The sequence below is a fragment of the Streptomyces sp. NBC_00878 genome (assembly GCF_026341515.1).
In the GTDB taxonomy this organism is placed as follows: Bacteria; Actinomycetota; Actinomycetes; order Streptomycetales; family Streptomycetaceae; genus Streptomyces.
Genome location: NZ_JAPEOK010000001.1, coordinates 5,513,598 through 5,526,936 on the forward strand (window position 1 = coordinate 5,513,598; position 13,339 = coordinate 5,526,936).

Annotated in this window: 11 protein-coding genes; 4 read left to right on the forward strand and 7 right to left on the reverse strand. The window is 70.9% G+C overall.

What is annotated here, in order from left to right; genetic code table 11:
• Window positions 1-160 precede the first annotated feature (160 nt).
• The gene (locus OHA11_RS23730; protein ID WP_266499423.1) at window positions 161-2,245 is read left to right on the forward strand and encodes a PhoX family phosphatase; all 2,085 of its coding nucleotides are present in this window, start codon (window positions 161-163) and stop codon (window positions 2,243-2,245) included.
• A gap of 276 nt (window positions 2,246-2,521) precedes the next feature.
• Here OHA11_RS23730 and OHA11_RS23735 read toward each other — a convergent pair whose 3' ends face one another.
• The gene (locus tag OHA11_RS23735; protein ID WP_266499425.1) at window positions 2,522-3,448 is read right to left on the reverse strand and encodes a LysR family transcriptional regulator; all 927 of its coding nucleotides are present in this window, start codon (window positions 3,446-3,448) and stop codon (window positions 2,522-2,524) included.
• Window positions 3,449-3,664: 216 nt separating this feature from the next.
• On the opposite strand from OHA11_RS23735, the gene snpA reads away from it, so the two are divergent.
• Window positions 3,665-4,339: a snapalysin gene (snpA, locus tag OHA11_RS23740; RefSeq protein ID WP_266499427.1), complete on the forward strand. Its 675-nt coding sequence runs from the start codon at window positions 3,665-3,667 to the stop codon at window positions 4,337-4,339.
• A gap of 106 nt (window positions 4,340-4,445) precedes the next feature.
• Here the strand turns inward: snpA and OHA11_RS23745 are convergent, their stop codons facing one another.
• Both OHA11_RS23745 and OHA11_RS23750 read right to left on the reverse strand, forming a co-directional pair.
• The gene (locus tag OHA11_RS23745) at window positions 4,446-5,522 is read right to left on the reverse strand and encodes an endonuclease/exonuclease/phosphatase family protein (RefSeq protein ID WP_266499429.1); all 1,077 of its coding nucleotides are present in this window, start codon (window positions 5,520-5,522) and stop codon (window positions 4,446-4,448) included.
• 159 nt (window positions 5,523-5,681) lie between these two features.
• Window positions 5,682-6,458 carry an alpha/beta fold hydrolase gene (locus tag OHA11_RS23750; protein WP_266499432.1) on the reverse strand — a complete coding sequence of 259 codons (777 nt, stop codon included), beginning with the start codon at window positions 6,456-6,458 and terminating at the stop codon, window positions 5,682-5,684.
• A gap of 77 nt (window positions 6,459-6,535) precedes the next feature.
• Here OHA11_RS23750 and OHA11_RS23755 point away from each other — a divergent pair, with 77 nt between their 5' ends.
• A complete protein-coding gene (locus OHA11_RS23755) occupies window positions 6,536-7,924 on the forward strand; it encodes a PLP-dependent aminotransferase family protein (RefSeq protein ID WP_266499433.1) in 1,389 nt (462 codons plus the stop codon).
• Here the strand turns inward: OHA11_RS23755 and OHA11_RS23760 are convergent.
• The 4 genes from OHA11_RS23760 to OHA11_RS23775 all read right to left on the reverse strand — a co-directional run bounded on the left by OHA11_RS23760 (window position 7,839) and on the right by OHA11_RS23775 (window position 11,767).
• The gene (locus OHA11_RS23760; RefSeq protein ID WP_266499435.1) at window positions 7,839-8,759 is read right to left on the reverse strand and encodes a hypothetical protein; all 921 of its coding nucleotides are present in this window, start codon (window positions 8,757-8,759) and stop codon (window positions 7,839-7,841) included. The two genes, OHA11_RS23755 and OHA11_RS23760, sit on opposite strands and share 86 nt — an antisense overlap.
• A 139-nt stretch (window positions 8,760-8,898) precedes the next feature.
• Window positions 8,899-9,759 carry an ABC transporter permease gene (locus OHA11_RS23765; protein ID WP_266499436.1) on the reverse strand — a complete coding sequence of 287 codons (861 nt, stop codon included), beginning with the start codon at window positions 9,757-9,759 and terminating at the stop codon, window positions 8,899-8,901.
• Window positions 9,756-10,814 (reverse strand): ATP-binding cassette domain-containing protein, encoded by a 1,059-nt coding sequence (locus tag OHA11_RS23770; RefSeq protein ID WP_266499439.1) that lies wholly within the window; start codon window positions 10,812-10,814, stop codon window positions 9,756-9,758. The genes OHA11_RS23765 and OHA11_RS23770 overlap by 4 nt, the downstream gene beginning before the upstream one ends.
• A gap of 524 nt (window positions 10,815-11,338) precedes the next feature.
• Window positions 11,339-11,767, reverse strand: a complete 429-nt coding sequence (locus OHA11_RS23775) for a hypothetical protein (protein WP_266499442.1) — start codon at window positions 11,765-11,767, stop codon at window positions 11,339-11,341.
• A gap of 295 nt (window positions 11,768-12,062) precedes the next feature.
• Here OHA11_RS23775 and OHA11_RS23780 point away from each other — a divergent pair, with 295 nt between their 5' ends.
• On the forward strand, window positions 12,063-13,229 hold the full coding sequence (locus OHA11_RS23780; RefSeq protein WP_266499444.1) for a PP2C family protein-serine/threonine phosphatase: 1,167 nt from the start codon (window positions 12,063-12,065) through the stop codon (window positions 13,227-13,229).
• Window positions 13,230-13,339 lie beyond the last annotated feature (110 nt).

The window sequence follows — 13,339 nt, forward strand, 5'->3', positions numbered from 1 at the left end:
GCAGGGTCGATTAAGCCCGTCAACTTAGGTTTCCCTTACCTCCCCTTTGCCTCGACTCCCCTGCGGACGTCCCGGGTTCACTCATCGTTCACCTCGCGGCTGCGCCCTCGCACGCGCGTCCGCCTAGCGTCACGCCCGACACAGACATAGGGGAGGGAACGTGCGCAACCTGCTGCCTCTGATCGGCTCGACCGGCTCACACCCGGGCGGTCGTTCCGAGATGACCTGCCGGTACCGCTGTGGTGACGCCTGCTTTCACCCGGCACCCAACACCAGCGCCAACGAATACGTCGGCGACGTCATCGCCGGAGCGCTCAGCCGCCGTTCCATGATGCGCGCCGCGGCCGCGGTGACCGTGACCGCGGCGGCCGGAGGCGCGGTCGTCGGCGCCGGCGCGACCCCCGCCGCCGCCCAGCCCGCTGCCCAGCCCGCCGAAGGCGCTGCCGCCGCGTTCTCGAAGGGCAAGGCCGCGCGCGGCCTCCGCTTCACCCCCGTCGCGCCGAACACCGCCGACGTCGTGACCGTCCCCGAGGGCTACGGCCAGAACGTGGTCGTCCGCTGGGGCGAGCCCATCCTCCGTGGTGCCCCGGCCTTCGACCCGGACAAGCAGACCGCCAAGGCGCAGGAGGGTCAGTTCGGGTACAACTGCGACTTCCTCGCGCTGCTCCCGCTGCCGGGCGAGCGCGGTCGCCAGGTGCTCGTGGCGAACCACGAGTACACGGACGAAGTCCTGATGTTCAAGGGATACGACCCCGCCAACCCCACCCGCGAGCAGGCCGAGATCGCCTGGGCCGCCCACGGTCTGGGCGTCGTCGTGGTCGAGGAGGACCGCGGGAGCGGCAAGCTCACCGTCGTCCCCCGCCACCACCTCAACCGCCGCGTCACCGCGACCACCGAGTTCAAGGTAACCGGTCCGGCGGCCGGCTCCAGCCTCCTCAAGACCTCCGTCGACCCGACCGGCAAGAAGGTCCTCGGCACGCTCAACAACTGCGCCGGCGGCGAGACCCCCTGGGGCACCACGCTGCACGGCGAGGAGAACTTCAACCAGTACTTCGCCAACGCCGGCCGTCCCACGGACGCGCGCTACGGCATCGGCACCGGCGCCTCCGAGCGCAAGTGGGAGCGTTTCGACAAGCGCTTCGACGTCGCCCAGGAGCCGAACGAGGTGCACCGCTTCGGCTACATCGTCGAGCTGGACCCCTACGACCCCACCTCGACGCCCCGCAAGCGCACCGCGCTCGGCCGGTTCAAGCACGAGGGCGCGACCATCCGACTCACGGAGGACGGCCGCCCGGTCGCCTACACGGGTGACGACGAGCGCTTCGACTACATGTACAAGTTCGTCGGCAGCAAGCGGATGCGCCACGGCAACAGCCGCGCCGCCCGCGAGCACAACCTGACCCTCCTCGACGAGGGCACGCTGTACGTCGCCAAGCTCACCGGCGACTCCCCGGCGATCGAGATCGACGGCACCGGCAAGCTCCCCGCGGACGGCGAGTTCGACGGCAGCGGTACGTGGATCCCGCTGGCCACCGCCACCGCCAAGGGCGCCGTGTCGCACGTCGAGGGCATGACCGCCGAGGAGGTGTACGTCTTCACGCGCCTCGCCGGTGACAAGGTCGGCGCCACGAAGATGGACCGCCCCGAGGACATCCAGCCCTCCCCGTACACCGGCAAGGTGTACGTCGCCCTGACGAACAACACCAACCGCGGTGTCGGCTCCAACGCCAAGGTGGACGAGGCCAACCCGCGCAACGCCAACAAGCACGGGCACATCCTGGAGCTCACCGAGCGCCGCAACCGCGCCGACTCCACGACCTTCGCCTGGTCGCTGTTCCTCGTCGCGGGCGACCCGAAGGACCCTGCCACGTACTTCGCGGGCTACCCGAAGGACAAGGTCAGCCAGATCTCCTGCCCGGACAACGTGGCCTTCGACCCGCACGGCAACCTGTGGATCTCCACCGACGGTGCCCAGCTCGGGTCCCACGACGGCCTGTTCGGCGTGGCGACCAAGGGCGAACGGCGCGGTGAGCTGAAGCAGTTCCTCACCGTGCCGAAGGGCGCCGAGACCTGCGGCCCGCTCGTCCAGGACCGCCGCGTCCTCGTGTCGGTCCAGCACCCGGGCGAGATCACCGGCGCGACCGTCGAAAACCCGGCAAGCACCTGGCCCGACGGCCCCGGCAAGATCGTCCGCCCGTCGGTGGTGGCGGTCTGGCGCAAGGACGGCTGCGACATCGGCGTGTGATGTGAGTTGAGTGAGGACGGGGGCGCCTTCTTCGGAAGGGGGCGCCCCTTCGTCCTTTGTCTTTGGTCTTTCAGGGGCGGTCCTATCTGAGACGGGGCACCCCCAGGCTTTTAGGGGCGCGGGGCTGTGACATTGTGCGGCTCCGCCGCGTGGGCGCGCCCAGCCCCATGTCTTTAGGGGCGCGGGGAACTGCGCGACCAGCCCCCACGGCGCCGCACCCGACACACAACCCGGCGGCAGCCAACCCGCACATCACCCACAAGCCGGCGGCAGCCATCACGCCCCCACCCGATCCAGCCACTCCCGATACCCCGGCGCCTCCAGCGCAACCTCCGCGTACGCCTCCCACAGCTCGGGAAACACCGGCTCCAACTCCTCCTCCGTACGCGCCGCGAGCAACAGCCGTACGCCGAGAGGGTCCCCATGGATCCGCCGTACGGCCATCTCCGGCCGGGGCTGACACGTCGGCTGGCACACCGTGACGACCTCACCGGTCGCGACCAGCGACGCAGCCGTGTGGTAATCCCCGTGCAGCACACGGGGGTTGAGCCCCGCCGCCCGCAGCATGCGATGCACGGCGTCCCACTCGCCGTCGACCGTCGGATCGATCATCCACCGGTCTTCGGCCAGATCGGAGAGCTGGACCTCCGAGTGCGCGGCCGCCGGATGGTCGGCGGGCAGGGAGACGAACTGCGGCTCGCGTTCGACCAGGACGCGCACCGCCAGCCCGTCCGGCACGCGCAGCGGACAGCCTTCCACCTCGTGTACGAAGGCGACGTCGAGCCGGCCGTCCGCGAGCGTGCGGAGCAGGGCGTTCGCGGATACGTCCATCTGGAGCACCGGCTCCAGGCGGTGCCGCGAACGCAGCCGGCGCAGCCAGCCCGCGAGGGCGCGGCTCGCGGTGGAGCCGATCCGCAGCTGGGGACCGTCGTCGTCCGTCGCGGCGGCCCGTGCCTCCGCGACCAGCGAACGCATTTCGGCCACCAGCGGGCGGGCGCGGCCGAGGACGATACGGCCGAGCGGAGTCGGCCGGCAGCCGGTGCGTTCACGGCGGAAGAGGGGGCCGCCGAGTTCCTGCTCGATGCGCTTGAGCTGAGTGCTCAACGAGGGCTGGGCGACGCCGAGTTGACGGGCCGCCCGGTGCAGGCTGCCGGTGTCGGCGATGGCGCACAGCGCGCGGAGGTGCCTCACCTCGAGCTCCATGCGGTGAGCCTAGGACGGTCACACGGGCCGCACCAGACGCACAAACCGCAACCGATGGGGGCGAGTTGCGTGGGAAACTGAGCGCTAGTGGGCTTTTGATGATCGTTCTTGACCGGGTGATAGCTGCGTCCTATCTCCGATTGCCATCATCACAGCTGCCCCACAGGCGCCGAGACTCACCGATGACGACTTCACCCCCCACTCAAGGAGTCATCGATGCGACTGTCCATCGGTCTGTCCTCTCCCGCTCTCTCGGCCGCGATCGGCCTCGGTCTCACGGCCGCCCTGTTCGGGGCGGTCCCGGCCTCCGCGGCGCCCGCCCCGCTGTCCGACGCCCCCGTCGCCGGCTACAGCAGCTACAGCGGTTCCGGCGAAGAGGCCAAGGCCAACCAGGCGTTCTTCGACGCCGTCCTGACGTCCGTGGCCGAGAAGCGGGCCGCGAACCCGAGAGCTGCCGCCGTCACGGTCATCTACAACGCCTCGGCCGCGCCCTCGTTCAGCGCCGAGATAGCCCGCAGCACGCAGATCTGGAACAGCTCGGTCACGAACGTGAAGCTCCAGGCCGGCTCCAACGCCGACTTCACGTACCGCGAGGGGAACGACCCCCGCGGTTCGTACGCCTCCTCGAACGGGCACGGCCGGGGGTACATCTTCCTCGACTACGCGCAGAACGAGATCTACGACTCCGTGCGCGTGACCGCCCACGAGACCGGGCACGTGCTCGGGCTGCCCGACCACTACCAGGGGCCGTGCTCCGAGCTGATGTCGGGCGGCGGACCCGGCGCTTCCTGCACGAACCCGAACCCGGACGCGAACGAGCGGGCCCGGGTGAACGCACTGTGGGCCAACGGTCTCGCGAAGGCCCTGGCCAAGGTGAACCAGGACCGCTAGGTCCTCCCAGCTGTAACACCCCACCCCCCACTGGCGTGGGCCGTCCCTCCTGCACAGGGGCGGCTCACGTCGTTTTGTGCTCCAGGGCATGATCCGCCGGACAGGCCTAGGCGCTCTTGAACAGGGTCAGGTCCACTACCAGCGTCCGGTGGTCCGTGTTGTCGAGGTCCAGGAAGCGGGTTCTGTTCGCCGAGAAGTCCCGGGACACGAGAACGTGGTCGATCTGGGCGCCGAGCGGCGGGGCCGTTCTGGCCGGCCAGCTCGGGGTGCGGGCGTCGCCGGTGAGGCGGGCGGCGTCCTGGAAACCGGCGTCCAGGATGCGGCGGAAGGCCGCGTGGTCCTGGGAGGCGTTGAAGTCGCCCGCGAGGATGGCGGGGCGGGCGCGGTTCGCCGCCGCGTAGTCGCGGAGGTCGGACAACTCCTCGCGCCAGGTGGACAGGTGGGCCGGGAGCGGCGGCATGGGATGGGCCAGCTGGAGACGGATCTCGTGTCCTTTCACGTCCGCGGTGGCACCGGGCATACCCATGGTGGCGGGAAGGCCGGCGGCCGGCTTGAGCGGATGCCGACTGAGGATGACGGAACCGTCGGAACCCAAGCCTGCGACGCTCTGCTGGTAGGGGTAGGAGCCCTTGCCGCCGCCGACACCGACCTCCCTCTCTCCTGCCCCTTCTCCTTCTCCTGCTCCTTCCTCTCCTTCCTTGCCGAAGGTCTGCGCCAGCTTCGCCACGCACGTGTACTCGCATTCCTGGACGAAGACGAGGTCCGGGCGCTGGTCCCGGATCGCGTCGATCAGCTCGTCCGTGGCCTGGCCGAACTCGACGTTCGAGGTGAGGACGCGGAGTTCGACGACCGGCGTGCCCTTCGGCGCCGTCGTCCTGCCGTACGGCTCGATGTACCAGGCCAGCGCGCCGAGCGCGGCCACGCCCCAGACGAGGCCGAGGCGCCAGCGGGTGAGGGCGGCGAGGAGGAGGGCGAGGGCGGTGGCGGCGAGGAGCCAGGGCAGGAACGCGAGCAGCTGGGGTACGGGGGTGATGGCGTCGGTGTCCGCGATGCGGCACCCGACGACCGCGCTCACGCCGAGGAGCAGCAGCCCGGCGAACCAGGCGCCGGCCCGTGTGCCCCCGCGCCGTGACACCGGGACGTCGTCCGTCCACTCGTCCACCTCAGCAGTTGCGCCGCGCAAGTTTGCCCCCGTTCCGTTTGCTGGATCCTCCCTCATAGACGGGGGACGCAGGGGGACGGTTGAGGGCTGCTGCCGGGTGCGGGCGCGTCGTGGCTGGTCGCGCAGCCCCGCTTTCAGGGGCGCGGGGAACTGCGCGACCAGCCCCCACCGGGCCCGCACTCAGAGGCGACGCAGAAGCGCGGCCACGGCCGCATTGAACGCCTCCGGCTGTTCAAGGTTCGGCATGTGGGCCGCTCGCGGGATGACGTGCAGGGCGGAGCCGGGGATCGCCGCGTGCATCGCCCGCGCGTCCGCGACCGGCGTGTACTCGTCGTCCTCGCCCACCACCACGAGCGTCGGAACCGTGACGCGGGTCAGCAGTTCGCGATAGTCGGGGCGTTCCGCCCGCCCCCGCAGGGCCGCCGCCGCTCCTTCCGGGGACGTGCCCGTCATCATGCGGTGCACATGGGCCGCCACGTCCGGGTCGGCGTACGGGGCGACCATCTTGTGCAGGACCTCGTCGGCGTACGGGCGCATTCCCTCCCGTAGCAGACGGTCGGCCATGTCGTTGCGGGACTTCCTGCCGACCGCGCTCTCGGCCGCCGGGAACGTGTCCGCCAGCACCAGCGCCCGGACGCGCTCGGGAAACCGCCGGTAGCACTCCATGACGATCTGGCCACCCATGGACAGCCCCGCCAGCGCGAACTCCCGTACGCCCAGGTCGTCGAGGAGTTCCGCGATGTCCTCCGCGAAGGTGGCGAGCGGCGTGACCCCGGGTACCACCGGGGACCTGCCATAGCCGCGCAGGTCAGGGGCGATCACCCGGCGGTCCGGGGAGAAGGCGGCCACCTGCGGGGCCCACATCGTGTGGTCGAACGGGTGGCCGTGGATCAGGACAAGGGGCGGGGAAGTTGAGGCATGCGTGCCTTTGTCCTCGTACAGGAGGAAGGGAACCATGTGCTGGACCTTAGATTCCGGGAACTCCTCGGTGCAATAAGATCTTTGCCCTCGGTGCAATCCTGGGAGGGGTGGGTGTGGAGGACTATCGGCAGATCGCCGACCGGCTGGCCGAGGAGATCCTCTCGGGGCGGCTCAAGGCCGGTGAACAACTGCCGCCGCAGCGCGTGTTCGCCCGGCGGCGGCGCATCGCGGGGTCCACCGCGGGGCGCGTGTACGGGGAGTTGGTACGGCGGGGCCTGGTCGTCGGGGAGGTCGGGCGCGGCACCTTCGTACGGGCGGCGCCGGTCCCGTCGGGGCGGGCCCTCACCGAGGGCGAGTCGGAAGCGGAGACGGAGATCGAGACGGGGATCGGGACCGGGACCGCGACGAGGGGGACGTCCACGGCGACGGCGAGGGTCAATCTGGAGCTCAACTACCCGTCCGTGGAGGGGCAGTCGGAGCTGTTGGCCGGCGCACTCGTGCCGTTGCTGCGGGCCGATGTGCTGGCGGGGGCGACCCGTACCGTTCCCGCCACCGGGACCGCCGCCGCCCGCGAGGCCGTCGCCGGGCTGCTGGCCGGGGCCGGGTGGCGGCCCCACCCGGAGCAGCTCCTCTTCGCCGGGAACGCGCGGCAGGCCATCGCGGGCGCGCTCGCCTCGCTGGTACGGCCCGGCGGGCGCGTCGGCGTCGAGGAGCTGACGTATCCGCTGGTCAAGGAGATCGCGGCGCGGATCGGGTGCGTGCTCGTGCCGCTGGAGACGGACGGTGAAGGGCTGCTGCCCGGCGCCGTCACGGCCGCCCATCGCGCGGCGCCGCTCTCCGCCCTGTACGTCCAGCCGACCCTGCACAATCCCACCTCGGTGACGATGGGGGACACACGCAAGCGTGAACTCGCCGATGTGGTGCGGGAGTTGGGGCTGCCCGTCGTGGAGGACCGGATCTGGTCCTTCCTCCACGAGGAGGGCGTGCCGTTCGCCGCGTACGCCCCCGAGCGCGTCCATGTCGTCGACGGGCTGTCCAAGCGCGTCGCGCCAGGGCTGACCGTCGGCTTTCTCGTCGTGCCCGAGGGGCGCGTCGCGGTGGTGGCGGGGGCGCTGCGGTCGGGCGGGTGGACAGCGGGACGGTTCGCGCTGGAGGCGGGGACGCGGTGGATCCAGGGCGGGGTCGTGGACCGGCTCGTCGCCGACCGGCGTGCGGACGCCGCCCGGCGGCAGCGGGTCGTCGCCGAACTGCTGGCCGGGTTCGCCGTATGCGCCGACCCGTCCGCGTACTACGCCTGGTGGGAGCTGCCATCCCCCTGGCGTGCGGACACCTTCACGGCCGCCGCGGCGGCGCGCGGGATCGCGGTCACGCCGGGGCCCGCCTTCGCGGTGGGGGCGCGGGCGGCGCCGGACGCCGTCAGGCTCGGGCTCGCGTCGGTTCCGGTGCCTGTGCTGGGGAAGGCGCTGCGGACGCTGCGCGACGTCGCGCGCGGTGGTCCATGAGCCAGGTCGCGGCGGCGACGGTGAGGCCGAGGGCCAGGATGAACCAGGTGGCCGTGCGAAGCGTCGAGGTCAGGGCGTCGTAGATCGCGCCCGCCGCCGCGCGCGAGACGTGCGACGGGAGATCGGCGAGCGTCAGGACCCGGCCGATGACCGTGGCGAGGGCGAGGAGGGCGGCGCCCAGGGCCATGCCGAGCGCGGTGGCCGTGACGGCACGGCGGCGGCGTACGGCGAGGAGAATACCGCCGACGGCCAGGCCGACCGCCGCGAGAGGGAGCCAGAAACCGGCGATCTCCAGCATGTGGAACCCCTTTCGGAGCGTGCTCAGCTCCTGGGCCTGAAGCACCGTGACCCTGGTGTGCTCGACGGGGATGCGGTTCGCCAACGGCACCCGGTCATAGGCGAGTTGGGACTTCAGCTGCCGGGTGACGGGCGCCAGGTCGAGCGTGACGGCGCCCTCGCGGTCGCTGCGCAGGGCCCGCAGGACGGCGTCGTGCGCGGCCCGGTTCGCCGTGTTCCAGGCCACGCGGAAGGCCTCCGTACCGGTGAAGGACCGCACCGCCCGGCGTACGTACGCGCGGACCTCTCCCTCCAGCGGCCCGACCTCGATCTCGCTCATGACCCCGTCGGTGACCGAGTCCGCGATCGCGCTCTGTACGTCGGGTCCGGCGGCGAGCGGTGCCATGGCGGCGACGTACCGTCCGGTGTCGCCGATCTCGTACTTCGCCCACGCCGACAGCCCGCCCAGCGGCACGAGGACGCAGCCGAGGACGATCAGCACCGCCGAGAGGACATTCCGCACCTCTCCAGCAAGAACCCCGGCCGCGCCCTCCGCCATCGGGGCACTGCCGGGGTGACTGCATCCGGGCGCGGATTGCGTTCTTCCGGGGGACTGGGGGACTGGGGGACAGGGGGACCGAGGGGACCGAGGGGACTGGGGGGACTGGGGGATCGGAGGGTCCCCCTCAGTTCCCCGGTTACTTGCGGTTGTAGAGCCGCATCGTCACCGGGCCGAAGATCGCCACGAACAGCCCGGCCCACCCCAGCGACCACGCGATCTCCGCGGTCGGCCAGGAGCCGTCCATCAGGCCGCGGACCGCCGAGGCCAGATGCGTGATCGGGTTGTTGTTGACGAAGGCCTGGAGCCAGCCGGGCATCGTCTCGGGGCGGACGAAGATGTCGCTGAGGAAGGTCAGCGGGAAAAGGATCATCATGCTGACACCCATCACCGACTTCTCCGTGCGCAGCAGCAGGCCGAACATCGTCCACACCCAGGAGAAGGCGAAGGAGAAGATGATCAGCAGGACCACCCCGCCGAGCACTCCCTGGAATCCGCCGTCCGGGCGGAAGCCCATGATCAGGCCCACTGTCAGCATCACGGCCGACGCCATCGTGTAGCGCAGGGCGTCCCCGAGCAGATAGCCGACCAGCGTCGACGGGCGCCAGATCGGCAGCGAGCGGAAGCGGTCGAAGACGCCCTTCTCGATGTCGATGTTGACCGCCAGGCCCGTGTACATCGTGATCATGGTGACGGACATGACGAGGATGCCGGGCAGCAGATACTGGATGTACTCCCTCGGCGAGCCCGCCAGGGCCCCGCCGAACAGGTACGTGTACATCAGCACCAGCATGATCGGGAACGCCGTCACGTCGAAGAGCTGCTCGGGCACGTGCTTGATCTTCAGGAGCGCCCGCCAGCCGAAGGTGAGGGACGTCTGGATCGCGTTCGGTCGCGGCGGGCGCTCGGTGGCGACGAGCAGCGCGGCCAGGCTCTCGGTGCTGACCGGTGCGAGGTCGGCGGTTTCAGCGCTGTTGGTGGGCTGGGTCGCGGTGCTCATGCCGTGGCCTCTTTCGTCTGCGCCTGCTGCTGTGTCTGCGACGGTGACTGTGCTGACGTCTGTACGTGGTCGGACTTGCCGGTGAGGGCGAGGAAGACCTCGTCCAGGCTCGGCTGGCCCAGGGAGAAGTTGTCGACGGTGATGCCCGCGTGGGCGAGTTCGGCGAGGGCCCGGGACGCCTTCTCGGCGGCCCCGGCGCCGTTCGAGGAGCCGTTGCCGACCCGGGCGGTCAGTGCCACCGGGTCCGGCTCCAGCTGGATGTCCGCGTCGAGGGCCTGCCGGAGCACCCGCTCGGCGTCCGGCCGCTGGTGCGCGTCCCGCAGCCGTACGTGCACGGCTCCCGCGCCGACCGACGCCTTCAGCTCGCCCTTCGTGCCCTCGGCGATGACCTTGCCCTTGTCGATGACGGCGATCCGGGACGCCAACTGGTCGGCCTCGTCCAGGTACTGGGTGGTGAGCAGGACCGTGGTCCCCTGGGCGACGACCGCCCGGACGATCTCCCACACCTGGTTGCGGCTGCGCGGGTCCAGGCCCGTCGTCGGCTCGTCCAGGAACAGCAGGTCGGGGGTGTTGAGGATGGACGCGGCGATGTCGATACGGCGCCGCATGCCGCCCGAGTAGTTCTTCACCTGGCGGGCCGCCGCCTCCGACAGGCCGAAGGCGTCGAGGAGCTGGGCCGCGCGGTCGTACGAGGCCTTCTTGCTGTGGCCCGTCAGCCGGGCCAGCAGTACGAGGTTCTCCGTGCCGGTCAGGTCCTCGTCCACCGAGGCGTACTGCCCGGTGAGGCTCACCCTGGTCCGTACGGCGTCCGCCTCCCGTACGACGTCGTGGCCGAAGACGTGGGCCTCGCCGCCGTCGGGGCGCAGGAGGGTCGCCAGCATTCTTACGGTCGTGGTCTTGCCCGCTCCGTTCGGACCGAGCAGGCCGTACACCGTGCCGGCCTCGATGCGCAGGTCGACGCCGTCGACGGCGCGGTTGTCGCCGAAGGTTTTCACCAGACCCGCGGTCTCGATGGCCGGCCCGGCCCAGTGGTCGGTGCGGTTCTTGCTCGTCATGTCGGTCCGCCCATCCGCGTCGTTCTCTCGGTTTGCTCGTGGTGTTCGACTTGCGGTCCTGGAGTGCTGTCGCCGTTGCTTCTTCTGTAGACCCTCAGACCCTCAGGCCCTCAGGCCCTCAGGCCCTCAGGCCCTCAGGCCCTCAGGCCCTCAGGCCCTCAGGCCCTCAGGCCCTCAGGCCCTCAGGCCCTCAGGCCCTCAGGCCCTCAGGCCCTCAGGCCCTCAGGCCCTCAGACCCTCAGGCCCTCAGACCCTCAGGCCCTCAAGAGTGCGGCTGTCCGCATTGAATGGCATCGGTCCTGCGACGCAGTCCTCGATCGGTCTCACGATGCAGACCTCGCGGCGCGCGAAAACTCATCGGTGGGGCGGCAGGAGATTTCTCAGTCCGCGCGGCCGGTCTCCGGTGGAGGGTTCACTCGAACGGGTGTTTCCTGGTGCTGGGGACGGAGACCTCGGACTCCGGCTGGGAGTGGGTGCCCAGCGGGCGGTGAGTCCGGGTTTCCGTCCTTCGTCGTGTATGCGGTTCAGTCCTCGGTCGTGTAGTAGCGGTAGAACACCATCGCGAACACGCTTCCGGCGATCACGAGGGCCAGGCCGGACGACTTGAGGACGCTGGCGTCCGTGAGGCTGTAGAGGTAGCCGAACGAGATGCCCGCGAACGCCGCCCACGTGGCCGCTCGGACCTCCCGGGGGAGGCGCGGGGCGACGACGGTGTGGATGCCGAGGGCGACCGCGGCGAACACGATCGCCGAGACGAAACCCAGGAGTACGTTCCAGCCGGTGATCGGGCCTTCGTCCCGGTGTATGCCTGATACCCAGAAGCCGTAGACGATGCCGCCGAGTGCGGGGATCGCGAGTTTCGCGAGCATTGCGGAGGCCGCCGGTTTTGTGGCGGTGGGTGTAGGCGTGGGAGCTGGTGCGGGCGTGCGTGGTGCGGGTGCCGCGTGAGTCATCGGGCACTCCTCTCTTTCGCCCCTGCCTTCCAGGGCACACCTGGGGGAGGGCCCTGGCAAGTCGTGTGGGGCTTGGCTGCCGCCGGCTCGTTTTTGGGTGCGGGTGCGTGGAGGCTGAGCGCGCAGTTCCCCGCGCCCCTGAAAGCGGGGCTGCGCCCCGGCTTTTGTCTTCAGGGGCGCGGGGAACTGCGCGACCAGCCCCCACCGGGCCCGCACCCAAAAACGAGCCGGCGGCAGCCAAGCCCAGTAGGAAAGTCGGCGTGCGCCCGGCACTCGACCGTGCTTCGCTGGGCGAGTGAGCGGCGCGGATCCGGGCAGCCCCGCCCGACGGCAGCAGCTTCTCCGGGTACGCGGCCGGAATGTGACCTGGGTACCACCCCTGCTCCTGCTCGTGGCCATCGCGGTGGTCGACTGGAACACGTCGGGCGAGTTCAGGGTCATCTCCTGGATCGTCCTCGTACCCGGCATCGCGGCGGCGATCTGCGGAGTCAGGGCGACGGCCACCTTCGCCGTGCTCGCCCTCCTCGCGTACATCGAGGTGGACGCCTCCTGGCCGCACCAGAACCAGACCGGCCTGCCGGACTTCATCCTCGTCGCCGTGGGCGGAGCCCTGGCGACGCTGGCCTGTGCCGTACGGGTCCGGGAGGAACGGCGGATGCTGCACATGCGGGACGTGGCCGACACGACCCGCCGTACCGTGCTGCGCCCGCTGCCCACCCCGTGGGGAGGGCTGGACCACGCAGCCGTGTACCTGGCCGCCGACAGCGAGGCCCGCGTGGGTGGGGACTTCTACGACATCCAGCCCGGCCCGCACGGCACCCGGGTCCTCCTCGGCGACGTCCAGGGCAAGGGCCTGCCCGCGGTCGCGGCGGCCGCAGCCCTGCTCGGCACCTTCCGCGAGTCCGCGTACCACGAGGCATCCCTGGCCGTCGTCGCCGAACGGCTGGAGGTACGGATGGGCCGCCACCGGCATTACGTCACGGACCTCGGCGAGGACCTGGACGGCGACCCGGAGCGCGGCCTGGAGCGCTTCGCGACCGCCGTCCTCGTCGCGTTCCCTCCCCCGGGCTCCCCCGGCGGCCACATCGAGGTCGTCAACTTCGGCCACGAACCCCCGCTGGTGGCGGGCCCGCGCGGCGTACGCGCCCTGCCGCCCGGAGACGGCCTGCCGCTCGGCCTGGCCGGACTCGTGGGATCCGGTTCAGGGATCCCGCCGGTCCGCACCGTCCCCCTCGCCGCCGACGAGACCCTCCTCCTCGTCACGGACGGCGTGACCGAGGCCCGCGACGCCGACGGCGTCTTCTTCCCCCTCCGCGAACGCGTGACCCAAGCCGTCACCACCGACCCCACGACCGCCCACCCCGCCTACCTGGTGGAACTGGTCCGCGAAGGCACCCTCCACCACAGCACGGACCACGTGGCAGACGACACAACGATCTTCGCGATCCGTCAGGTCACGTGATGAAGATGGCTCAGGAGCAACTGCCTGCTTTTAAGGGGCGCGGGGCTGTGACATCGTGCGGCTCTGCCGCGTGGGCGCGACCAGCCCCCACCGGGCCCGCAGAGGCCGAA